Genomic DNA, 23,031 nt, shown 5'->3' on the forward strand with positions numbered 1-23,031 from the left:
TGTCTATTATAACATCTTATTCCAAAAAAACAATAGAAAAATTGAAATTTTCTGATTATTTTGAAAAAACAGAATATCTATTATAAAAAATATGGGAAAACAGAAGAAAAATCTTCAAACAAATTTTACTTTTATATAAAAGTTGACACCAGGCGACAAGTTTCTTCTGTTATACTCATGATAGAAAAATGAAAGGAGCAAACAAATGAAATATGAATGGAGAAAATTAGATAAAAAACTTTATCAAGGTCCAAAAACTCCTGTGGTCATTGAACACCCTGTGCAGTCATTTATCATGTTAAATGGTCAAGGAAATCCAAATAAAGCTGACTTTTCAGAAAGGGTTTCTGCTCTTTATTCCCTCGCTTATGCGATTAAAATGGAGTATAAAAAAACTGCTCATCATCAGGAATTTACTGATTTTACCGTTTACCCTTTGGAAGGGGTTTGGCAGCAAACAGAAGCAGAGACTTTGGTAAAAGACGACTTGGTTTATACGATTATGATTGCTCAGCCAGAGTTTATTACAAATGAAATAGTTGAAACAGCTCTCGAAAAAGTAAAAGTGAAAAAGCCAAATCCGTTTTATAATGAGATTCGCTTTGAACGAATAAGCGAAGGAAGCAGCGTTGCCATGCTTCATGTAGGACCATTTGACGATGAACCACAAACCTTCGCGAAAATGGATGCTTTCTGTCAAGAAAATGGGTTAAAACGCTGCACAGCATATCATCGTGAAATTTATTTGAACAATAAAAATCGCACTGCTCCAGAGAAACTAACGACAATTTTGAGATATAGTGTTCAGTAACTAAAAAGTCACTCCCTAGACTTCTAAGGAGTGACTTTCATGTTTAATTAGCATTGTTATCTGCTGGTTTTTGGATTTCTTTGTCGGCTTCATTTTCAGCTTTTTTAGCCGATTTGATGACAATTTTACCGTTGCTTGTCATGACAGCCTTGAGTTCTTTTTCACTTGGGTGTTCAAGGTAGTAGTCGGTGATAGCATCCTCGATGTGATCTTGGATTGTTCGGCGAAGTGGACGAGCTCCCATTTTTGGATCATAACCAAGATTAACTAATTTTTCCTTGACTTTGTCTGTTACGTCTAGGTGAATACCATTTACAGCTAAGCGTTTATTCACATCTTCAAGCATCAAATCTACGATTTGTAGGAGATTTTCCTTGCTAAGAGATTTGAACTCAATAATACCATCGAAACGATTCATAAATTCTGGGCTGAAGAAGTTGCCCAATTCACCAAGAACAGAGTTAGTCCGTCCTTCACGCGCTGCTCCAAAGCCAACATTTGCTTCGACCTTGCTAGTACCGGCGTTAGAAGTCATGATGATAATTGTATCTTTAAAGCTAACTGTGCGCCCTTGTCCGTCTGTCAGTCGTCCATCGTCAAGAACTTGCAGGAACATGTGCATAACATCTGGGTGAGCTTTTTCTATTTCATCAAGTAAAATGAGAGAATAAGGATTACGACGTACACGTTCTGTTAATTGTCCAGCTTCTTCGTAGCCAACGTAACCTGGAGGCGCTCCGACGAGTTTTGCTACGCTATGTTTTTCCATATACTCACTCATATCAAAACGAATCATGCTGTCAGCTGAACCAAAGAGCTCAATCGCTAGTTGTTTAGAAAGTTCTGTTTTGCCGACACCGGTTGGCCCAACAAAAAGGAAAGAACCAATTGGTCGGTTTGGTGTACCTAGTCCAACTCGATTACGGCGAATGGCCTTCGCAATTTTATCAACAGCATCATTTTGACCAATGACATGAGCTTTCAAATCATCGGCTAGACTAATCAGTTGCGATTGTTCCTTTTCTTTTAAGTCACCAACTGGGATATTTGTTTTTTGCTCAATGATATGTTCAATGGTTTTTTCACTGATGATAGGCGTGTCTTGGTTTACCATTTTATTTTGCTGCATTTCTTTGTATTTAGCAATTTGGTCACGGAAATAAGCAGCTTTTTCAAAATCTTCATCACGAGTAGCTTGTGCCTTGAGGTTTTCAGCTTCTACCAATCGTTGATCAATGACTTTTGGATCGACAAAGTTAAGTGTCAGATTCATCTTAGAGCCTGCTTCGTCTAGCAAGTCAATGGCCTTATCAGGCAAGAAGCGATCTTGGATATAACGATTGGACAAGACAGCTGCTGCTTCAATGGCATCGTCTGTGTATTTGACGTGGTGATAGTCTTCGTATTTCTTTTGAATACCTTTGAGGATAGTGATCGTTTCTTCAACTGTTGGTTCATCAACTTTTACAGGCTGCATACGGCGTTCCAGTGCAGCATCTTTTTCGATAATCCGGTATTCATTGAGAGTTGTGGCACCGACTAATTGGAGTTCACCGCGAGCAAGTGCTGGTTTTAGGATATTTCCAGCATCCATATTTCCATCGCCAGCAGAACCAGCTCCAACAATTTCGTGAATTTCATCAATGAATAATATAACATCTTGTCGAGAGCGAATTTCGTTCATGAGTTTTTGCATTCGCTCTTCAAATTGACCACGGATTCCAGTCCCTTGAACCAAACTAACGACATCTAAACGAATGACTTCTTTGCCTTGGAGTTTATGTGGAACATCTCCATCTACAATTTTCTGAGCTAAGCCTTCGACAACTGCTGTTTTACCGACACCAGGCTCTCCGATGAGGACTGGATTGTTCTTTGTTCGACGGTTGAGAATTTCAATGACGCGGACGATTTCCTCATCACGACCGATGACAGGGTCAATTTCACCGCGCCGAGCAAATTCGGTTACATTGATACCAAATTCTTCTAGGAGGCCTTTAGGCTGTTGCGGAGCTTGCTGGCGTGCACTCCCACCTTGATTGGAACCGTAACCTCCATTGCCGTAACCACCTCCAGATTGAGTCGGAGGGGTTTGTGGTTCTTGATGATTTTGAAAATTCCCTAGATTGCTAAAGAAATCATCAAAAGGGTCTAAGTTGTTTTGATTATTCATATTGGTCATTCCACGAAACAAGGCATTGTTTGGGTCTGTTTTCATGATTTGATAACAATTTTGACAGAGGTCAACTTGGTGTTGTTTTCCATTCACATTCGTGTAAAGATGAATGGTAGATTCATTTATTTTACAATTTTGACAAAGCATGTGCTACCTCTTTCTTTTAAAATTTGCTTGACGGAAATCAATTGGTCAATAATAGTCAAACTTCTTATTTTCATTATAGCAGTATTCTAAAACATTGCAAGAATAAAGTGTTAAAAGATAGAATTTTATATTTGAGCATTTCATTTTGTGTTAAATTTACCAAAAATGGGTCTTTTGCTGGTATTTCATCTTTCATTTGTGGTAAAATAGTAACGTATAAATGAATAGGAGAAGGAAAATGGAATCACATTTAGTAAGAATTATCAATCGTTTAGATGCTATGACAAAAGATGGTGGCAATTTGAAACGCAATTTTGAGCGTGACGGAGTTGTTGTAGCAGAAGTAGCTTATAGCTATGACGAAGAAAATGGCTCAGTATTCACTCTTCGTGATGTAGCAGCGCGTGAAACTTACACATTTGACAGCATTGATTTGATTGCTATGGAAATTTATGAATTGTTGTATTAATTTGCTAGTCTCTAATAAGATATCCTCTAGGCACCTGCTTAGGGGATATTTATTTTGCAATAATTTTTGCTTATCTATCTTAGAATTGTCAGAAATTCTTAGAAAAAAGTGGTATACTAATGATGGTAGTAAGCATATTTCTTGACAAAATGAAAAGGAGAGAGTATGGATTTATCTCAAATAAAATTAATAACAGAATATGAAATTGTCGGAATCGATCTAGAGGAAGCGAGTGTCCGTCATTTAGCTGATCTAGGGATTAAGACAGGAAGTTTGATCCAAGTGATTTCCAAAACGAATGATACAGCCATTCTCTTAGTTCGAGCTGCGAGGATTGCTTTGGACAATTCCATTTTGGAAAAGTTGGACGTTGTTCTGAAAGATAGCAACCGCTCAGCTCTTCCTTTATCTGAGTTAGCTGTTGGAGATTCGGCATACATCGAAGCAATTCATGCAGATGGTGCTTTAAAACGACGGTTGATGGACATGGGTTTGACGAAAAACACAAAAGTTCAGTTGCAGAAAGTCGCACCATTAGGTGATCCATTAGAAATTAAGTTGAGAGGTTACGATTTGACGTTGAGAAAGTCAGAAGCGAGTCTGGTTAGTGTTGTGAAAAGCGAAAAGGGAGCAAAAGGATGAAAGAATTAGCGCTTGCGGGAAATCCGAATAGTGGAAAGACCAGTTTATTTAACATTCTAACCGGTAGTAGCCAGCATGTGGGAAATTGGCCTGGTGTCACTGTCGAGAAGAAAAGTGGGTTATTTCGCAAAAATAAAGAAATCATTATCCAAGACCTACCGGGAATTTACTCCTTATCTCCTTATACTTCTGAGGAAATGGTCAGTAGAAATTATATTTTGAGTGGCAATGCGGATGCTATTTTGGATGTGGTTGACGCGACCAATTTAGAGCGGAATCTGTACTTGAGTTTGCAATTGATTGAGACGGGAATTCCAGTTGTGCTGGCTTTAAATATGAGCGATGTCGTTGAAAAACAAGGAAAATGGATTGATACAGAAAAATTAAGCTACCAGCTAGGAGTGCCGGTCGTAGCGACCAGTGCTTTGAAAAAGACAGGGATTGACCAAGTCATGCAGCAGGTCATGCGAGTGATGAATCAGGTAGAAGAGGCTTTCTATCCAGCTTACGACAATCATTTTGAAGCGGCTTTGTCAGAAATTATCCGCATTTTAGGAAATGCAGTGCCTCAAAAACAGGCTCGTTTTTATGCCATTAAGCTTTTTGAACGCGATAAAGAATTATCCGAACAGCTGGTGTTGTCTGATTTCCAAAAAGCGGAGATTGAAGATGCGATTCGGATTGCGGAAGAAATCTATACAGAAGATGCAGAGAGTATTGTTGTCAATGCGCGTTATGAGTTTATTGAGGCAGCAGTCAAAATGGCGCTGCAAGCTGATGTCAATCAATTGAGTTTGTCGGATAAGATTGACCGTATTGTGACCAATCGTTATTTAGCCTTGCCAATTTTTGCAGTTGTTATGTGGCTGGTCTATTTCTTTTCCATTCAGACGATTGGGAAAATGGGAACGGATTGGGCAAATGATGTTCTGTTTGGGGAGTGGATTCCAAATGGTGTTAAATCATTGCTAGAGCAATTAGCTGTAGCCGACTGGCTTCAATCTTTAATCATTGATGGGATTATCGCAGGCTGCGGAGCTGTGCTAGGCTTTGTGCCTCAGATTTTTGTCTTGTTTATCTGCTTGGGCTTCTTGGAAGACATCGGCTATATGAGCCGGATTGCCTTTGTTATGGATCGGTTGTTTAGACGCTTTGGTTTATCTGGAAAATCCTTTATCCCCATGTTGATTTCGACGGGGTGTGGCGTTCCTGGTGTCATGGCGAGTAGAACCATTGAAAATGAACGTGACCGTAGAATTACCATTATGACAACAACCTTTATGCCTTGTTCTGCCAAGTTGCCGATTATTTCCTTGATTGCGGGAGCTTTCTTCCCCGGCAATCCTTGGATTGCACCAAGTGCTTATTTTGTCGGAATGGGAGCGATTGTCTTATCAGGGATTGCTTTGAAAAAGACAGCGAGTCTCGGTGGAGCAGTAGCGCCCTTTATCATGGAGTTGCCGAGTTACCACCTGCCACAAGTCAAAACGGTTTTGCGCTATGCTGGTCAAAAGGCTTTGAGCTTCATTAAGCGTGCTGGAACGATTATCTTTGTGACCAATATATTCATCTGGTTTGCTAGTTCCTATAACTTTGGCTTGCAGGCGGTTGAGACAGAAGATAGTATTCTAGCCACCTTAGGAAAAGGATTAGCTTGGATCTTTAGCCCTCTTGGCTTTGGCAATTGGCGAGCAACGGTTGCGGCTATTACGGGATTGTTGGCTAAGGAAACGGTGATTTCTACTTTTGGAATCTTGTATAAAGTGACAGACGCGACAGAGACCACCAAAGAGTTGTGGACCAATCTCCAACAGCATTATACGGCACTTTCCGCTTACTCATTCCTTGTCTTTAATCTACTCTGCGCTCCTTGTTTTGCAGCGATTGGTGCGATTCATCGGGAAATGGGCAATGCTAAATGGACGTGGATTGCCATATCTTTCCAAACGCTATTGGCTTATAATGTTAGTCTTGTGATTTATCAGTTTGGTCAAGCGTTGCTATATGGAAAAGGAATATCTTCTGGAACTATTTTTGCTCTATTCGTTGTAGTAGTTGGTCTCTATTTCATCTTTAGAAAACCACGTAAAGGAAAAATAGAAGTTATCACTTTAGATAGTCTGGCACAGCAAACAGTATAGGAGAAATTATGTCCACGATTATTGTATTTATCATCATTTTAGTTTTAGCAGGTGCAGCTATGCACCATATCATCAAAGGAAAAGGACGCTGTGGCGATTGCGACTGCCAATGTGAAATCAAAGAAAAAATGAGACAAAAATAAAGAGAAAACGAAAAACATGACAGAGGTTGTCAGGTTATTTGTTGTATGATTTATTAAAAAAGGAGAACACAACATGGTAAGACCTACTAGCAAGACTGAGTTGATCAGTGCAGCGACGCAGCAATATGCAAAGCTGCAGTCATTGATTTCCCAATTAACAGAAGAAGAGTTAAAGACTCCATTTGATTTTTCAAAAGATGAAAAAAAGAAAGAGGTGCATTGGAAGAGGGATAAAAACCTCAGAGATGTTCTCATTCATCTTTATGAGTGGCAACAATTGCTTTTGGATTGGGTGCATTCCAATCAAAATGGTGTCGAAAAATCGTTTTTGCCAGCAGCTTATAATTGGAGAAACTATGGTGAGATGAATGTGGCATTTTGGCAAAAACATCAACAGACACCGCTAGAAAAAGCAATCAAGTTGCTTCATCAATCACAGGAAAAAGTGCTAACCCTGGCTGAAACCTTTACAAATGAAGAGTTGTTTTCAAAGGGCATCTATAAATGGGTTGGAGGGAGTACTCTCGGCTCCTACTTTATTAGTAGCACATCAAGTCATTATGACTGGGCTATGAAGAAGTTGAAAGCACATCGAAAGAACTGTAAAAGTCAGTAAACAATCAGTAGGGTTGGTAGCAAAAAGACAAACAACAATGCTCAAGCGAGCCAAATCCACAGTAGTTAACCTCATCCGCTGGGCTGACGGAGCCAATCAAAACAGTTTCATCCTGTCCGCCGGGCTGATGGAGCAAACCAAAAGTAGTTCATCTCGTCCGCCGGGTCGACGTGGTAAACTAAAAGTCATTTATCTTTTCGACTAGGTCGACAGATCCAATCCAAAGCGGTTCATTTTATCGACCAAGTCGACAAAGCGAACCTCACGTCATTTCATCCGAGAGTCAGTCCAGCTGTCTATAAAATAAATCGGTCCGTCAACTTAGCTGACGGACCGATTTTGTCTGAACTCATTGATATCTTATTTGCTGTTATCTCCCATTAGTAAGTCTTTTGGTTGCTTACTAAGGAGCGTGATTGAAGCAATGAGGACGGAAACGATGATAATGGCAAGTCCAAAGATGACCACTTTGGTCATATCATCAGGAGATACATGTACATTGAGGCTAGTGAGGGTCTTGTTAAAGCCATCCACTTCAGCCCCGCCTCCAAGATTGGCGCTCTTACCTTCTCGAGCTAGTTTTTCAGCAATACCACTGGTAACTTGTTTTAAAATGCTATTTCCCATCACCTTGCTGACAGCACTACCTGCAAAGTAAGCACCAATGAAGCTAAATATACTTACAAAGAGAACTTCTGTGATAAATTGGAAGAAAATCTTTGTTTTGCTAATTCCCATTGAAAGCATGATTCCCATTTCTTTTCTACGACCATTGATCCATAAGAACAAGACTAGCGTAAGAACAATCGCTCCAAAGATTAGCGTTCCGATTAAGAGGTTTCCAGTAACGCCGTAAATACCGTTAATAGAAGATTGAAGTGCTGGGAAGTTGCTTGTGCTCTTAACAAGGGTGTAGGCTTCCCAATCAATAGATGATATTTCTTTTACTTTCGCCATCACTTTATCAATATCTTGGCTACCATTTACAAAGAAAGTAGCATCTTGATAAATAGCGTTTTTATCTGTTGAACCTTGTAAAGTTTTAGTCGTTTCTAAGTCTGTGATAAAGGTATTTTCATACAATTCTTGAGGACTAGAAACGCCTCCTTTATTTTTCCCGTCAAAAATTCCGATAACTGTCACTTTAGTCGTTTTATTAGCTTTGCGAACGTTATCATAGTCATAAGTATTCGATTTTATATTAATCGTATCGCCGACTTTAAGTTTGTTCTTTTCTGCAAAATCTTTATGAATTAAAGCAACATTTTTGTCATTTTTGTTGATATGTCTACCTTCAACTAGTTTGAAGGTTTCTGCGGTAAATTTATCATCTTTAGATGAATCGTTGATACCTGTTGCCATAATGGCACGGCCGAATTTTTGTTTCTATCTTCGCTTTCAAAGTCGGTTTCTCCAGATTCAACCAATTGGTGATCAATTAAGTCAGCGACAACATTCATTCGTTTGATGTAGCCAGAGATACCTTTAACTTTTTCCACAGCTTCGATATCTTCGCCTTTGAGATTTCCAGCACCGCGTGGTGTTCCTGGATTGACCTCACGGTTGATCTGCATGGAAAAGCTGCTGGTAATATTTTTAAATGTTTCTTTTGAAGCAGCGTCAGTCGCATTTTTAACAGCAATGCTGCCTAAGGTTAAGGTAGATATGGCTAGCAGGATGAAAAAGATAATCAAGCTTTTGATTTTCTTGCGCCAGACATAAGCCAAAGCGTTTTTTATTGGTAACATATCATTTCTTCTCCTTGGGGTATCATTTCGCTTTCTTAGTGACTTCCACTAAGTTTTTATTTTTTAATTCGAGGACAACATCTGCTTGATCAGCCAGCTCTTTGCTGTGTGTCACCACAATGACACATTTATTCTTCTCTTTGGCAGAGGTGATAAGAATGTCAATAATGTCCATGGCAGTAGCAGCGTCTAGATTCCCTGTTGGTTCATCGGCTAAGATAATAGGGGCTTCTGATGCCAAAGCACGTGCAATAGCCACCCGTTGCTGCTGACCGCCAGAGAGGCGCATGACATTGCGGTGAATCTCTTTCTCGCTCAAGCCTAACCGTAACAAGATTTCTTTATCTGCATGTGGATTGACCAAACGGACATTTTCAAGAGGTGTCAGGTAGTCAATTAAATTATAATTTTGAAAGACCAAAGAGATTTGTTTACTTCTGTGGTGATTGTATCCTTTCTCAGCAATGTCTTGATTTTCAAAGAGGATTTTTCCTTTTGTGGGAGTGTCGAGTCCTGCTAAAAGGGAAAGTAAAGTGGACTTTCCAGCACCAGATTTCCCGATGATGGCGTAGAATTTCCCTTTTTCAAATGAAGTTGTGATTTGTTGCAATACATTTTCTTGTAAAGTGTTGTACTGATAACTAACAGTATCTATTTTTAAAATCGTCATTTTTTGTCTCCTTAACTAATATCGGTTAAAATTTCCTTCGGTTTTTTATGTAAAATGATAGAGGATGATCCCACTACGGCAAATAAGATGATGATGAGTAAAATGCCATAGGTCAACATCATCGTGGTCAGGTCTAACTGCGGTACCACATTTTCAAAGAGTGCCGCTGAATCAGCTCCGTCTTGTCCTTTCTTGATAAAGCCTTTAAAGACCATGGTAGCCAGATAAGAACCGCTAATCGTGGATAGAACCATGCTAAACACAGAGATGATGACAAGCTCTAGCACAAATTGAGACATAATCATTGTCTTTGAAATACCAAGCGATAGGAGCACCCCGATTTCATAAACTCTCTCTCGCAACCAAAACATAAGAATCAGGGCCAGAATGATGATACTTCCGATGATGATACTAAATGTTAAGACACGAACAATCTGTTTAAAACTCGTGATAGAAGAAGAGATAGTCTCAAATGCTTTCGTATTTTTAACAAGGTCTAACTTGCTCCAGTCAATAGGCGCTTTCTTAACGGCGGTCACCACTTGGTCAATGTTCTTTGGATTAGCAACATAGTAAACTGCTGATGTGACCTGATAGTCAGTTGCTTTGTAGCCTGCTAAGCGTTGACTACTTTCATAATCCAAATAAAGAGTATTTTCCGTTGCATCAGAACTTAATCCCGTTTGTTTTTCTTCTTTTTTACCAGAGAAAATCCCTGCAACTTCAACTTCTATTTCATTGCCATTTTTTGCATCACCGTCTCGTAATGATATGCCTTGCAGTTTGAATTTGTCACCGACTTTGAGATGATTTTGCGCAGCTAATTTTTCATGAATCAACACCTTGGAGCGGTCACTTTTTTGAAGATGTTTTCCTTTTTCTAACTTAAAGACACCGCTGACAAAGGTCGTTTCCAACTGAGAATTATTTGTGCCCAATGCTGCAACGAGATTGTTGAGAATAGGATTTTGATTGTCCCGCGTCACTCCTTGTCTCTTCTTGACAACTGTTTTATTTGTCAAGGTTGCCAGTACATCGTATTTTAAGTTATGTTTTGAGATTTCTTTATTCTCTAACAATTTCTCTGCCGTTTTTAATGAAATTGGATTTTCAATATTCTTACTGGTGATAGCAAAGCCAGTATTTGAAGCATCATAAATCCTTTTTTCGATATTGTCCGTTGTTTTCATAATTGCAAAACTACTGGATAGAGCAGTAGAAATAAATGTCAATATCAGAAAAATCAGAACCGTTTTAACTTTTTTCGACTGATGTAATGCAAAGATTGTTTCACTACTTGCATTGTCTTCTTCCCTTCTTTAAATTTTTAAACTAAATTGGTACCGTGTTCTATGTTAAAGCAGTTACCTTAAAATAGTTTTAAGGTTTAAGATAATTTTAAGTTTTTTGGCTCCTTTTTTTCTGTTTTTTGTGTAAATTTTCATAAAATAGTAGAAAAAGGTGGAAAGACAAGGTTGGTTTCGCTCTATAACTTTCTATAAAAAAGTCTATAGGGCAAATGAATGAATTTCTGCTATAATAGTAATGAAGAAATTAGAAATGAGATGGATATGGCAAAGATAATCGACGGAAAAGCTTTGGCAGAAAAATTACAAGCACAACTAGCAGAGAAAGTTCGTAAACTAAAAGACCAAACAGGCTTAGTTCCTGGACTTGTAGTCATCTTGGTCGGCAATAACCCAGCTAGTCAAATCTATGTGAGAAATAAAGAACGGTCAGCTTTGGCTGCAGGACTTCGAAGCGAAGTGGTGCGTCTGCCAGAAACAACTAGTCAAGAAGAATTGCTTGCTTTGATAGACCAATACAATCAAGATTCAGCTTGGCACGGGATTTTAGTTCAGTTGCCACTGCCAAAGCATATTGATGAAGAGGCAGTGTTGTTAGCAATTGACCCTGATAAAGATGTGGACGGCTTTCACCCAATGAATATGGGACGCCTTTGGAGTGGTCATCCTGTCATGATTCCCTCCACACCTGCTGGAATTATGGAAATGTTTCATGAGTACGGTGTAGAATTAGAAGGTAAACGTGCTGTTGTCATTGGACGGAGTAACATTGTCGGAAAGCCCATGGCACAGCTTTTACTTGCTAAAAATGCAACAGTAACTCTGACGCATTCACGGACACATCACTTGTCAGAGATTACAAAAGAAGCTGATATTTTAGTTGTAGCTATTGGTCGCGGACATTTTGTGACTAAAGATTTTGTCAAAGAAGGCGCGGTCGTGATTGATGTTGGTATGAATCGTGATGAAAATGGTAAATTGATTGGCGATGTGAAATTTGATGAAGTATCTGAAACCGCAAGTCTCATTACTCCTGTACCAAGAGGGGTTGGTCCGATGACCATTACCATGCTCATGGAGCAAACCTATCGAGCGTGCAAGCGGAGTTTGAAAAAATAAGAATGTCATGGGAGTGGGACAGACAGCCATGATTACTGCGAACTCCTCCACAGAAAGAGTGTAATCGTGAAAATTACGTATAAAAAATTGGTATTTCGTAAGAAATCAAATTTGTTACCCCACCCCTGCAAGGTTGAGTAGGTTTGTAAAAGCTGATAACATCAGCATAATAAAGGTCACTCAACTACTGCGTATTGAGTTTTATTCTAGAAAGTAAACGAGTCTGAGACAAGAATGTCCTAGACAGGTCTTTTTTCCTTTATATAAAATAGAGGTAGACAAGGGAAATCGCAGTATGCAAAAGGAGAAAATAATGGAAGTGGTCAATTGTACATTATTAGAAAAGGTCGTTCAGCCACGTGCACTCCATAGTCACAAGGGGGATTACGGTCGCTTGTTGTTAATTGGCGGGACATATCCTTTTGGTGGAGCGATTATCATGGCAGCCTTAGCTGCAGTTCATAGCGGAGCTGGTCTAGTGACGGTGGCGACGGATAGGGAAAATATCGCAGCTCTCCACGCTCATTTACCAGAAGCAATGGCTTTTGATGTACAAGATAAAAAGCTATTGACCGAGCAAGTCCAAAAAGCAGATGTAGTATTGATTGGATCAGGTTTAGCTGAAAGTAAACTTGAAAAAGCCGTTTTGCAGCTGGTAGTGAAACTTGTCAGTGAACATCAAATCTTCATCATGGACGGTGGAGCTATTTCTCTCTTTAGCAAAGAAGCTCTGCCATTTCCAAAAGCACAGACGATTTTTACTCCACATCAAAAAGAGTGGGAGCGGTTGAGCGGATTAAAGATAGCTGAGCAAACGGTTGAAAAAAGCCAAGAAGCTGTTAATTCCTTCCCTGCTGGAACTATCGTTGTTCAAAAGAAGCACGGAACGACTATTTTTCAAAGTGGAAATGGAAACCATTTTCAACTGACTATTGGTGGTCCTTATCAAGCAACGGGTGGCATGGGAGATACTCTGGCAGGCATGATTGCGGGTTTTGCAGGGCAGTTCAAGACTAGTTCCTTACTGGAACGTGTAGCAGCAGCAGTCTATCTGCATTCAGCCATTGCAGAGGAGTTAAGCAAAGAAAACTATGTAGTCTTGCCAACAGAAATCAGTAAAGAAATCCCTAAGTGGATGAAGAAGCTAGCTAAAAAAGAAAATATGTTATAATGAAAAAGCCTGAAAAAGCATTTAAAAAATTGGAAAGTTTAACTTTTATTAGCTATTTATAAAAGTAATATTTAGCTCATGAGGTTTAGTACAAGTTGAAAGGGAGAATAAACTTTTTCAATATCCACTATCTTATGAAAATTCATTGTATTTAATGAGGTTGAGATGTTTTATCTTGACCTTATTTTTTCTGCCTTACAAAAATGTCACTTTTCTTTCTGAAAATGTAAATTTATATAATGGAAAGAGTGGGAAATTTTCAGTAAGATTATGCTTGTTGAAAAAAAGAAATGGAGAATTTATGATGTTACAATCTTTAAAGAAAATATCGAATGCAACGAACTTGAAAATTTTAGCTATTTTACTTGTGTTTTTAGATCATATCTACGAAATGTTTGGTGCTTTTGGCGCCCCGATGTGGCTAACAATGCTAGGACGCGTAGTTTTTCCTCTTTTTATGTTTCTGGCAGCTGATAGTTTTTATTATACGCATAATCGAAAAGCTTATTTGAAACGGTTGCTCTTTATGACATGGTTTATGATTATTGGAAACATGATTGTCAGTCAATTTTTCACTAATGGTCAAGTTGGGCTGGCGAATAATGCTTTTGGCGCCTTTTTCTTAGCGGGCATATCTATCTGTGCTTAGGAATTGATGGTTGAGGGTATGAAAGAAAAGAAACTTTATTCATTCTGGAAAGGATTGGGCCTTTTTCTTTTACCGATTCTTCTGGCTCTGCCGGCTTTGTTTCTATTGGGTTATCTAGCCAGTGAAAATATATCACCTCTGATGGTTCAAATTATTGCTTTTTTTATCATGGCCATTCCGAACATTCTCGTGGTTGAAGGAGGGGATGTCATGGTTTACCTTGGTCTTTTCTTTTATATCTTCCGCAGACACCGCATAGCACAAATGGTGACATTAACACTAGTCTCTTTATTTGTGTATCTAACAGATCCAACGTCTGTGCAATGGATGATGGTTTTTGCGGTTATTCCAATGTATTTTTACAACGGTGAAAAAGTCGTGGTATGAAGTTATTTTTCTATCCTGTGCATATCTATCTTTTGTATATTTTGGCAAGTTTGTTGGGCTAGGCTCTGCTTAAGATATGGGAAACTAGTCTTTCCTTTTTCGTTGAGGGCTGGAAATGATTTTTTATAGATTGTTTGGTATAATAAAAATTATGAATAAAGAAGCATTACAGGAAATGAAAGGAGAGGAATGTCTGAGTATTTATCCGTGTCAACCTTGACCAAATACTTAAAGTTAAAGTTTGATAAAGATCCTTATTTAGAACGAGTTTATCTGACGGGGCAAGTTTCTAATTTTCGTAGGCGACCTAATCACCAATATTTCTCTCTCAAAGATGAAAAAGCAGTCATTCAGGCAACAATTTGGGGTGGTGTTTATAAGAAGTTAGGTTTTGACTTGGAAGAGGGCATGAAGATTAATGTCATCGGTCGTGTTCAACTCTATGAACCTAGTGGATCTTATTCCATTATCATTGAAAAAGCGGAGCCAGACGGTATCGGAGCTTTGGCGATTCAGTTTGAGCAGCTCAAGAAAAAGCTAGGCGAGGAAGGGCTTTTTGAGGAGCGCTTTAAGCAAGCTTTACCGCAATTTCCAAAGAAAATTGGAGTAGTGACCAGTCCTAGTGGAGCAGTGATTCGCGATATTATCACAACTGTTAGTCGTCGTTTTCCGGGAGTTGAGATAATTCTTTATCCGACGAAGGTGCAAGGCGAAGGAGCGTCTGCTGAAGTAGCAGAAAATATTCGTCGTGCTAATGAGCGAAATGATTTAGATGTGCTCATTATCGGTCGAGGTGGTGGCTCAATTGAAGATCTCTGGGCGTTTAATGAGGAAGTGGTTGTTCGTGCAATTTTTGAATCGCACATTCCGATTATTTCGAGTGTAGGGCATGAAACGGATACGACCTTGGCAGATTTTGTTGCAGATAGACGCGCTGCAACGCCGACAGCGGCTGCTGAATTAGCAACACCTGTAACAAAGCTGGATCTCCTAGCACACTTGCAGCAGCAACAAAATCGGTTAGCAGCTGCCATGTCTAATCGTCTTACTTACAATCGTGAGCGATTAGCTAAGCTGAGTCAGTCTGTCATTTTTCGCCAACCAGAACGACTATATGATAGCTACCTGCAAAAATTAGATCAACTTAATTTACGGCTCAAGCAAAAAATTCGCGAATATTATAACGAGGAAGTGCAGCGAGCAAGGCTTTTACAACATCGTTTGGAGGCTCTGGCTCCCTTAAGGCAGGTTCAGATTTATCAAGAGCGTGTAGCTCAGTTGGAACGGCTTCTGCGTAGCAATATGGCAGTTGTTTATGACCATAAAGTGGCTGAAGTTAAGCGTCTGTCTGACGCTTTGCTCATGCTGGATACTAGCCGAATTGTGGCTCGGGGTTATGCTATTGTCAAAAAAGATGAACAGGTGTTAGAATCTATTGAGAAAGTCAATAAGAAAGATCAATTAACCATTTTGATGCGAGATGGTCAGATAGAAGTTGAGGTAAAAGATGTCGAAAGAAAAGAAATTTGAAGAAAATTTAGCAGACTTAGAAGTTATCGTACAGAAGTTAGAAAACGGAGATGTGGCTTTGGAAGAAGCGATTTCTGAGTTCCAAAAGGGTATGCAGCTTTCAAAAGAACTTCAAACAACCTTGGACAAAGCAGAAAAAACGCTGGTAAAGGTTATGCAGGCTGATGGCACAGAAACGGAAATGGAATGAAACAAGACGAAAAATTAGCTAGAATTGGACAGACTATCGAGGGGTTGTATGCTCAAAAAGTGGTGTCTGCTGATTTGATAGAAGCAATCCTCTATTCTGTTAATGCAGGCGGTAAGCGAATTCGTCCTCTTTTACTTTTAGAATTATTAGAAGGTCTAGGACTTGAACTGACAGAAGCACATTTCCAAGTGGCAGCAGCACTTGAAATGATTCATACAGGTAGCTTGATTCATGATGATTTGCCGGCTATGGACGATGATGATTATCGTCGTGGTCGCTTGACCAGCCACAAGAAATTTGGCGAAGCAATGGCTATTTTAGCGGGAGATTCTCTCTTTTTGGATTCTTATGCCTTGATAGCAGAAGCGGCACTACCTAGTCAAATCAAGGTAAATTTGATTGCAGAATTGTCATTAGCGGCTGGAACTTTTGGTATGGTCGGAGGTCAAGTCCTTGATATGCAGGGCGAAGGAAAGGACATCAGTTTAGCAGAGCTGCAGAATATTCATGCCAATAAGACTGGCAAACTCCTGACCTATCCTTTTATTGCTGCGGGTTTGATTGCGGAAGTGGCACAGCCACAGCAGGAAAAATTAAGAAAAATTGGTCAATTACTTGGTTTAGCTTTTCAGGTGCGAGATGATATTTTAGATATCACAGCGAACTTTGAAGAGTTGGGGAAGACACCGCAGAAAGATGTGGCAGCAGAGAAAGCCACCTATCCAGCTATTTTGGGCTTGAATGGAGCAAAGCGATTCTTTGAAGAACAGCTAGAGGAAACAGAGCATTTATTGGCAGAAGTAGAAGCAGAGCTTGCTTTTTCAGGCGCGGCTATCAGAAAGATAATAGAAAGTTTAAAACTCAATGACGAAAGAAAGAGTAGATGTTCTAGCTTATAAGCAAGGGCTTTTTGAAACAAGAGAACAGGCCAAGCGCGGTGTGATGGCGGGTTTAGTCGTTGCTGTTGCGAATGGTGAGCGTTTCGATAAACCTGGCGAGAAAATTGATGAGACTACTGAGTTGAAGCTCAAAGGAGAAAAGCTCAAATATGTTAGCCGTGGTGGTTTAAAATTAGAAAAGGCTTTGCAGGTTTTTGAGATTTCAGTTGAAAATCAGGTCACGTTGGACATTGGGGCATCAACGGGCGGTTTTACGGACGTCATGCTACAAAACGGGGCACGACAGGTCTATGCGGTAGATGTCGGTACCAATCAACTGGCTTGGAAATTGCGCCAAGACGAACGTGTTATCAGCATGGAGCAGTTTAATTTTCGTTATGCCAAAGTAGCTGATTTTGAGGAGACACCTCGCTTTGCCTCCATTGATGTCAGTTTTATCTCGCTTGGTCTCATTTTGCCAGCTCTGCATAAGATTTTGGCTGAAAATGGAAAAGTCGTTGCACTTATCAAACCTCAGTTTGAAGCAGGAAGAGAGCAGATTGGCAAAAATGGGATTGTGAAAGATAAAAAAGTGCATCAAGCAGTTTTAGAAAAAGTAACGGACTTTATGGTTGAAGCAGGATTTTCCGTCAAGGATTTAGATTTCTCCCCTATTCAAGGTGGGCATGGGAATGTGGAATTTTTAGCTTATTTGGAAAAAAATCCTCATCCTGAAAAACTAGTAAAAGCAATGATTACAACGGTCGTAGAGACAGCACATAAGGAATTTAAAGATGAATAAAAAGGAAAGATTAGAAAAAATTAGACATTTTGTGTCGGACTATAAAGTTGGAACACAAGAAGCAATTGTAGAATATCTGAAGAAATCAGGAATTACAGCTACTCAAGCGACTGTCTCGCGTGATATTAAAGAATTGGGCATTGTCAAAATCCCACTGAAAAATAACACTTATATTTATGAACTGCCGAAATCAGCTAGCACGAGTTTGAAGTTGGCGGACAATAATATTTTAAAGTTTGAGCTATTTGGAAATATGATCAATCTCAATCTTGTCCCTGGAAGCACAGCTTTTGTGAAGCGACAAATTGTAGAAGATTTCTCTAATGACATTTTTAGTATTTTAGCCGATGATGACACGATTCTCCTTATTTTCCGTAGTGAAGAAATGGCTCATCAGGTATTGGAACAAATCAGAAATTGGTAGATAGCCTATGTTACTTGAAATTTCCATTAAAAATTTTGCAATTATTGAAGAGATTTCCCTCAATTTTGAGCAAGGCATGACCGTTTTGACAGGTGAAACAGGGGCTGGAAAGTCTATTATTATTGATGCTATGAACATGATGCTAGGAAGCCGCGCGACAACAGATGTGATTCGTCACGGTGCATCAAAAGCAGAGATTGAAGGGCTTTTTGCAATTGAGCAGAGTAAGGCTTTGGTTGAAATTTTTGAGCAGCAAGGGCTTGATATGACAGAGGAGCTGATTATTCGGCGGGAAATTTTTCAAAATGGGCGTAGTGTCAGTCGTATTAATGGTCAAATGGTTAATTTGTCTGTCTTGCGAGCTGTTGGACAGCATTTGGTGGATATTCACGGTCAACACGATCAAGAAGAACTCATGCGACCGCAGCTGCATATTGCCATGTTGGACGAGTTTGGAGCTGACGCATTTTTCAAGCTCAAAGCTGATTATCAACAGACTTTTGACCAGTATCGTCAGTTGCGTAAGCAGGTCTTAACAATTCAAAAGAATCAAGAAGAAAATAAAGCGCGGATTGACATGCTGGAATATCAAATTGCAGAGATTGAAGCAGCTAATTTAAAAGCAGGTGAAGATTTAGCTTTAAATCAAGAACGTGATAAGTTGCTCAATCATAAGCAGATTGCGGACACTTTGACCAATGCTTATGCCATGCTGGATGATGAAGAATTTTCTAGTTTAGCGAATGTTCGTTCTGCCATGAATGACATGGAAGCTATTGAAGACTATGACGCCACTTACAAAGAAATTGCGACCAACCTTTCTGAATCTTACTATGTGTTGGAAGATGTGACAAAGCGTTTGGAGGATATTCTAGAAGACTTGGATTTTGATGGTGGCCGTCTCTTAGAAGTAGAAAGTCGCCTAGATTTAATCTATAGTATTACTCGCAAATACGGCGGTCAAGTAGATGATGTCCTAGCTTATTTTGAGCAGATTTCTAAAGAATATGCTCTACTTACTGGGAAAAATCTTTCATCAGATGATTTGAACAAAGAGCTGAAAAAGCTGGAAAAAGACTTGGTTTCTCTAGCAAGCAGTCTTAGTCAGGCTCGGCACGAATTAGCCCAGCAGTTAGAAGCAGAGATTCAGCAAGAACTGCAAGACCTCTATATGGAAAAGGCGAATTTTCGAGTTCAATTTACCAAGGGAAAATTTAGCCGCGATGGGAATGAACACGTTGAATTTTATATTTCGACCAATCCCGGTGAAGATTACAAACCGCTCGTTAAGGTTGCTTCAGGTGGTGAATTGTCTCGTTTAATGTTGGCAATCAAGTCTGCTTTTTCTCGCAAGGAAGGCAAGACCAGCATTGTCTTTGATGAAGTAGATACAGGTGTATCGGGACGTGTTGCACAAGCTATTGCTCAAAAGATTCATAAAATTGGCTCCAATGGACAAGTTCTTGCCATCTCGCACCTACCACAAGTGATTGCCATTGCAGATTATCAATTTTTCATTGAGAAAATATCTGATGAACATTCGACCGTTTCAACTGTTCGCTTGTTATCAGATGAGGAGCGTGTCGAAGAAATTGCCAAAATGTTGGCGGGTGAAAATGTGACCCAAGCAGCCCTCACGCAGGCTAGAGAGCTCTTGAAAAAATGAAATACTCTTTGGCTTGTGCTAAATGGGTTGTTATCAGGAGGTAATCATGACAAATTATTTTGTAATTGGTGACGTACATGGAAAAGCAAAAATGCTAAAAGAATTACTCAAAAAATGGGATGGAGAAAGTCAGCTCATCTTTTTGGGAGATTTGATTGACCGTGGCGAGGACAGCCGAGCGGTTTTAGAGTGTGTGAAAAGTCTTGTCGACAAGCAAGGAGCGATTTGTATTTCTGGGAATCACGAATACATGTTTTTAACTTGGCTGGACAATCCTGAGAGCGGCTATGCTCATTATCGTCGCAATGGCGGTGACACAACAATCAATTCCATTTTGGGGCGACCTTTAGATACTCCTGTTGATGGAGTTGAAGACGCGAAGCGCGTGTCGGAAGAGGCGCCAGACCTCGTGTCTTTTATTCGTCAGATGCCTTTCTTTGTTGAAACAGATAACTATATTTTTGTACACGCTGGAGTTGACTTAACTTTAAAAGATTGGCATGAAACAAGCGATTATCAAAAGGTTTGGATACGTGAGCCCTTTCATCAAGGTCTTAATCAAACAGGAAAGATAATTGTATTTGGGCATACTCCGACTTTTTATCTTTTTTCTGAGATGCCTGGGACAAGTCACCTTTGGCAAACGCAGGATCAAAAAATTGGCATGGATGGCGGTGCTGTCTATGGCGGTGTTCTCCACGGAGTTTTATTTGGAAATGAGGGAATTTTAGAACATCATTTCATCACAAATGATGGTTTCGCGGTAGAGGATAATTAGAAGTTGAGGATGATAAAAGAGCTGGAGAAAATGCATTTAAGGTTTTCTCCAGCTCTTTTATATTATTTCCCAGCTACATTTTTTACATCTTCAATCATCAATTTTGTGGATTCGAGTCCGCCTCCGCTTAGGTACCAGAGGTCGGATGTCAAGTTTACAATAGTTTTGTTTTTAGCAGCATTTGTTTCTTGGATCAGTGAGTTATTCAGTAAGTCTTTATTGGCCGAATTGTCCCCACCGATAGCAAGAGTGCGGTTCAGAACAAAGATAATGTCTGGATTGATTTGTTTGATACTTTCAAAGCTGACTTCTTGTCCATGTCTTGATTCTTTGATTTTAGCATCTGTTGGTTTGAATTTCAAAGTACTGTAAAGGAAAGCAAAACGTGATTTAGCTCCGAAAGCAGATATTGCACCTTCATTTAACATCATCGCAAGAGCATTTTTATTTGATTTTTCATTGGCAGCAACAACGGTTTGAATTTCCTTGTCTAATGTAGCTAATTCACTTTTAGCTTTTTTGGTTCCGTCTTCTCCAAAGATACTTGCTAAAGAAAGGATGTTTTTCTTGGTAGAACCCCAGTAGTCTTTGTTGTCTGTTTGGAATAATACAGTAGGGGCAATTTCCTTGAGTTTCTTGACATATTGAGCTGTACGACCAGAAGCAATAATCAAGTCTGGTTTTAAAGCTGCGATAGCTTCCATATTCGGTTCTTTCATGCTACCTACATTTTTAATGCTACTTGGTAAATTTTTTAAGTAAGCAGGCAGAGTTTTCTTTGGCATACCGACAATGCTGCTTTCTTTTCCTAAAGCACGAATGGTATCAGCTGCACCTAAATCCAGTGTTACAATTTTTTTAGGGTTGGTAGGGACTTTCACATCTCCATTTGCTGTTTTGATAGTGACTTCACTAGAAGCAGATGAAGAGTTTGTCGTTTTTGAATTGGACTGTTTATTGTCGCTGCAAGCAGCGAGTAGCACAACTGCAACAGCTGCGAAGAGAGATAGAAGTAGTGTTTTTGTATTCTTTTTCATTAAAATTCCTCCAATTTTAATATTATAAATAAACACAGATTTTCTTACCATTGATTTCCCCAAGGGTAATGTCCATTTCATACAATGGATCTAAAATTTCTTTTCTCATGACCTGATTGGTTGTACCTTGATAAAAGACTTTTCCGTCTTTAAAGGCGACAATTTCATCAACATACTGACTGGCAATATTGATGTCATGAATGACAATGATAATCGTTTTTCCTAAGTCATCAACGAGAGACCGCAAGATTTTCATCATAGAAATACTTTGCTTAATATCTAGATTGTTTAGTGGCTCGTCCAAAAGGATAAAATCAGTGTCTTGAGTGAGCACCATAGCGATAAAAACGCGCTGCAATTGACCTCCGGAGAGTGTATCAATAAAACGATTTCTTAAATCAAGAATGTCCAGATATTCAAGTGCTTGCTCTACTTTTTTGAAATCTTCTTTTGTCAAACGATCCTGACTATAAGGAAAGCGACCGAAGGAAACCAATTCTTCAACCGTTAATTTAGATTGATAATTGATTTTCTGTTTTAAAATGGTTAATTCTTTGGCGAGCTCTTTTGAGTTCCAAGCTTCAATTTCTTTTCCCTTGATACTGAGAAAACCGTGATCTTTCTTGAGCAAACGGCTCATAATGGAAAGCAGCGTTGATTTTCCAGCACCATTTGGTCCAATAAAGGCGGTGAATTTGCTCGGTGAAATATTCAGTTGAATATCTTCTAAAATTGCTTGATTTCCAAATGATTTGCCAACGTTTTTTAATTGCATTCTAGCGTCTTGCCTCCTTAGCTAAAAGATAAAAGAAGAATAACCCTCCGACAAGCTCAATGACCATGTTGACATTGATTTGGAGCTGAAAGACGCGCTCTACCAGCATTTGCCCAGTAGTTAGAGAAAGAAAACCGAGTAAAATTGCTACTGAGAATAACCATTTGTGTTGGTATTCTTTGATTAACAGATAGGCTAAATTGGACATCATAAAGCCGAAGAACATCATAGGTCCAACGAGAGCAGTTGTCGTTGAAGTCAGCAAAACAATTGCCCATAGTATCTTTTTTTGCTCTTTTTCAACTTCTACACCTAAAATAGTAGCTGTCTTTTTATCCAAATGAAAGATATTCAAAATAGCGTTCTTCTTTAACAAATACAAACCTGCTAGTCCAATGATAATTGCAGCGACAGATAGAATATCCATATTCATTCGTTGAAAGGAAGGAAATAGTTTTGTCTGCAGTTTATCATATTCGTTAGGATCCATTAGCACCTGCAAGAATATGCTGGCGCTTCTAAAGAGCGTCCCTAGTGCCATGCAAATCAATAAAATAAATACAAATCCTTGCTGGAGTAGCTTTTTTAATGCAGGTTGCAGGCAGAAAAAGAAGCCACACTGTATGAGTAAGACTAAGATAAACTCAAGCAAAGGATGACCAGTATTGCCGATGAATTTGCTAGCAAAGAAAAGATAAATCGTCTGCATAAAGACATAGAGAGATTCCATTCCAAGAATGCTTGGTGTTAAAAAA

Annotated in this window: 22 protein-coding genes and 2 pseudogenes; 17 read left to right on the plus strand and 7 right to left on the minus strand. The window is 39.3% G+C overall.

What is annotated here, in order from left to right:
• Positions 1-205: 205 nt before the first annotated feature.
• Positions 206-811, plus strand: coding sequence for a GyrI-like domain-containing protein (locus tag HMPREF2887_RS01695; protein ID WP_021001945.1), 606 nt, complete (start codon positions 206-208; stop codon positions 809-811).
• 43 nt (positions 812-854) lie between these two features.
• Here the strand turns inward: HMPREF2887_RS01695 and HMPREF2887_RS01700 are convergent, their stop codons facing one another.
• Positions 855-3,134, minus strand: a complete 2,280-nt coding sequence (locus HMPREF2887_RS01700) for an ATP-dependent Clp protease ATP-binding subunit (RefSeq protein ID WP_021001944.1) — start codon at positions 3,132-3,134, stop codon at positions 855-857.
• 238 nt (positions 3,135-3,372) lie between these two features.
• On the opposite strand from HMPREF2887_RS01700, the gene HMPREF2887_RS01705 reads away from it, so the two are divergent.
• The 5 genes from HMPREF2887_RS01705 (at position 3,373) to HMPREF2887_RS01725 (ending at position 7,145) form a co-directional block, all read left to right on the plus strand.
• Complete coding sequence (locus tag HMPREF2887_RS01705) at positions 3,373-3,603, plus strand: DUF1797 family protein (RefSeq protein WP_003023686.1); 231 nt, start codon at positions 3,373-3,375, stop codon at positions 3,601-3,603.
• Between the two features lie 165 nt (positions 3,604-3,768).
• Positions 3,769-4,245, plus strand: coding sequence for a FeoA family protein (locus HMPREF2887_RS01710; protein ID WP_021001943.1), 477 nt, complete (start codon positions 3,769-3,771; stop codon positions 4,243-4,245).
• Complete coding sequence (feoB, locus tag HMPREF2887_RS01715) at positions 4,242-6,386, plus strand: ferrous iron transport protein B (protein ID WP_021001942.1); 2,145 nt, start codon at positions 4,242-4,244, stop codon at positions 6,384-6,386. Before HMPREF2887_RS01710 ends, feoB begins: the two co-directional genes overlap by 4 nt.
• Before the next feature lie 8 nt (positions 6,387-6,394).
• Positions 6,395-6,529 (plus strand): FeoB-associated Cys-rich membrane protein, encoded by a 135-nt coding sequence (locus HMPREF2887_RS01720; RefSeq protein WP_003023693.1) that lies wholly within the window; start codon positions 6,395-6,397, stop codon positions 6,527-6,529.
• A gap of 73 nt (positions 6,530-6,602) precedes the next feature.
• Entirely contained in the window at positions 6,603-7,145 is a 543-nt protein-coding gene (locus tag HMPREF2887_RS01725; RefSeq protein WP_021001941.1) for a ClbS/DfsB family four-helix bundle protein, read from the plus strand.
• Between the two features lie 360 nt (positions 7,146-7,505).
• On the opposite strand, the pseudogene HMPREF2887_RS01730 reads toward HMPREF2887_RS01725, so the two are convergent.
• The 3 genes and pseudogenes from HMPREF2887_RS01730 to HMPREF2887_RS01740 all read right to left on the minus strand — a co-directional run bounded on the left by HMPREF2887_RS01730 (position 7,506) and on the right by HMPREF2887_RS01740 (position 10,866).
• Positions 7,506-8,893 (minus strand): annotated as a pseudogene (locus HMPREF2887_RS01730) (ABC transporter permease).
• Between the two features lie 22 nt (positions 8,894-8,915).
• On the minus strand, positions 8,916-9,563 hold the full coding sequence (locus tag HMPREF2887_RS01735) for an ABC transporter ATP-binding protein (protein ID WP_003023699.1): 648 nt from the start codon (positions 9,561-9,563) through the stop codon (positions 8,916-8,918).
• An 11-nt stretch (positions 9,564-9,574) separates the two neighbouring features.
• Positions 9,575-10,866, minus strand: a pseudogene (locus HMPREF2887_RS01740) (ABC transporter permease).
• Positions 10,867-11,134: 268 nt separating this feature from the next.
• Here HMPREF2887_RS01740 and HMPREF2887_RS01745 point away from each other — a divergent pair.
• The 11 genes from HMPREF2887_RS01745 to HMPREF2887_RS01790 all read left to right on the plus strand — a co-directional run bounded on the left by HMPREF2887_RS01745 (position 11,135) and on the right by HMPREF2887_RS01790 (position 20,464).
• The gene (locus tag HMPREF2887_RS01745; protein WP_024052840.1) at positions 11,135-11,989 is read left to right on the plus strand and encodes a bifunctional methylenetetrahydrofolate dehydrogenase/methenyltetrahydrofolate cyclohydrolase; all 855 of its coding nucleotides are present in this window, start codon (positions 11,135-11,137) and stop codon (positions 11,987-11,989) included.
• A gap of 313 nt (positions 11,990-12,302) precedes the next feature.
• The gene (locus tag HMPREF2887_RS01750) at positions 12,303-13,160 is read left to right on the plus strand and encodes an NAD(P)H-hydrate dehydratase (RefSeq protein WP_021001937.1); all 858 of its coding nucleotides are present in this window, start codon (positions 12,303-12,305) and stop codon (positions 13,158-13,160) included.
• Positions 13,161-13,461: 301 nt separating this feature from the next.
• The gene (locus HMPREF2887_RS10375) at positions 13,462-13,809 is read left to right on the plus strand and encodes a TraX family protein (protein ID WP_232043648.1); all 348 of its coding nucleotides are present in this window, start codon (positions 13,462-13,464) and stop codon (positions 13,807-13,809) included.
• Between the two features lie 18 nt (positions 13,810-13,827).
• Positions 13,828-14,196 carry a conjugal transfer protein TraX gene (locus HMPREF2887_RS10380; RefSeq protein ID WP_232043647.1) on the plus strand — a complete coding sequence of 123 codons (369 nt, stop codon included), beginning with the start codon at positions 13,828-13,830 and terminating at the stop codon, positions 14,194-14,196.
• A gap of 189 nt (positions 14,197-14,385) precedes the next feature.
• Entirely contained in the window at positions 14,386-15,726 is a 1,341-nt protein-coding gene (gene xseA, locus HMPREF2887_RS01760) for an exodeoxyribonuclease VII large subunit (RefSeq protein WP_021001936.1), read from the plus strand.
• On the plus strand, positions 15,704-15,916 hold the full coding sequence (locus HMPREF2887_RS01765; protein WP_003023708.1) for an exodeoxyribonuclease VII small subunit: 213 nt from the start codon (positions 15,704-15,706) through the stop codon (positions 15,914-15,916). Before xseA ends, HMPREF2887_RS01765 begins: the two co-directional genes overlap by 23 nt.
• Positions 15,913-16,815 carry a polyprenyl synthetase family protein gene (locus HMPREF2887_RS01770; RefSeq protein ID WP_003023709.1) on the plus strand — a complete coding sequence of 301 codons (903 nt, stop codon included), beginning with the start codon at positions 15,913-15,915 and terminating at the stop codon, positions 16,813-16,815. Before HMPREF2887_RS01765 ends, HMPREF2887_RS01770 begins: the two co-directional genes overlap by 4 nt.
• The gene (locus tag HMPREF2887_RS01775; RefSeq protein ID WP_021001935.1) at positions 16,781-17,596 is read left to right on the plus strand and encodes a TlyA family RNA methyltransferase; all 816 of its coding nucleotides are present in this window, start codon (positions 16,781-16,783) and stop codon (positions 17,594-17,596) included. Before HMPREF2887_RS01770 ends, HMPREF2887_RS01775 begins: the two co-directional genes overlap by 35 nt.
• Positions 17,589-18,020, plus strand: a complete 432-nt coding sequence (locus HMPREF2887_RS01780; protein WP_021001934.1) for an arginine repressor — start codon at positions 17,589-17,591, stop codon at positions 18,018-18,020. The genes HMPREF2887_RS01775 and HMPREF2887_RS01780 overlap by 8 nt, the downstream gene beginning before the upstream one ends.
• Positions 18,021-18,027: 7 nt before the next feature.
• A complete protein-coding gene (gene recN, locus HMPREF2887_RS01785; protein WP_021001933.1) occupies positions 18,028-19,686 on the plus strand; it encodes a DNA repair protein RecN in 1,659 nt (552 codons plus the stop codon).
• A gap of 46 nt (positions 19,687-19,732) precedes the next feature.
• Positions 19,733-20,464: a metallophosphoesterase gene (locus HMPREF2887_RS01790; protein ID WP_021001932.1), complete on the plus strand. Its 732-nt coding sequence runs from the start codon at positions 19,733-19,735 to the stop codon at positions 20,462-20,464.
• Positions 20,465-20,526: 62 nt separating this feature from the next.
• Here the strand turns inward: HMPREF2887_RS01790 and HMPREF2887_RS01795 are convergent, their stop codons facing one another.
• From HMPREF2887_RS01795 to HMPREF2887_RS01805, 3 genes are all read right to left on the minus strand, one after another.
• Positions 20,527-21,501 carry a siderophore ABC transporter substrate-binding protein gene (locus tag HMPREF2887_RS01795; RefSeq protein WP_003023719.1) on the minus strand — a complete coding sequence of 325 codons (975 nt, stop codon included), beginning with the start codon at positions 21,499-21,501 and terminating at the stop codon, positions 20,527-20,529.
• A gap of 22 nt (positions 21,502-21,523) precedes the next feature.
• The gene (locus HMPREF2887_RS01800; RefSeq protein WP_021001931.1) at positions 21,524-22,276 is read right to left on the minus strand and encodes an iron ABC transporter ATP-binding protein; all 753 of its coding nucleotides are present in this window, start codon (positions 22,274-22,276) and stop codon (positions 21,524-21,526) included.
• A gap of 1 nt (position 22,277) precedes the next feature.
• The coding region (locus HMPREF2887_RS01805) for an iron chelate uptake ABC transporter family permease subunit (RefSeq protein WP_084740376.1) at positions 22,278-23,031 on the minus strand (754 nt) is incomplete at its 5' end.

Origin of the sequence: Streptococcus sp. HMSC071H03 (assembly GCF_001813035.1) — a bacterium.
Taxonomy (GTDB): Bacteria; Bacillota; Bacilli; order Lactobacillales; family Streptococcaceae; genus Streptococcus; species Streptococcus anginosus.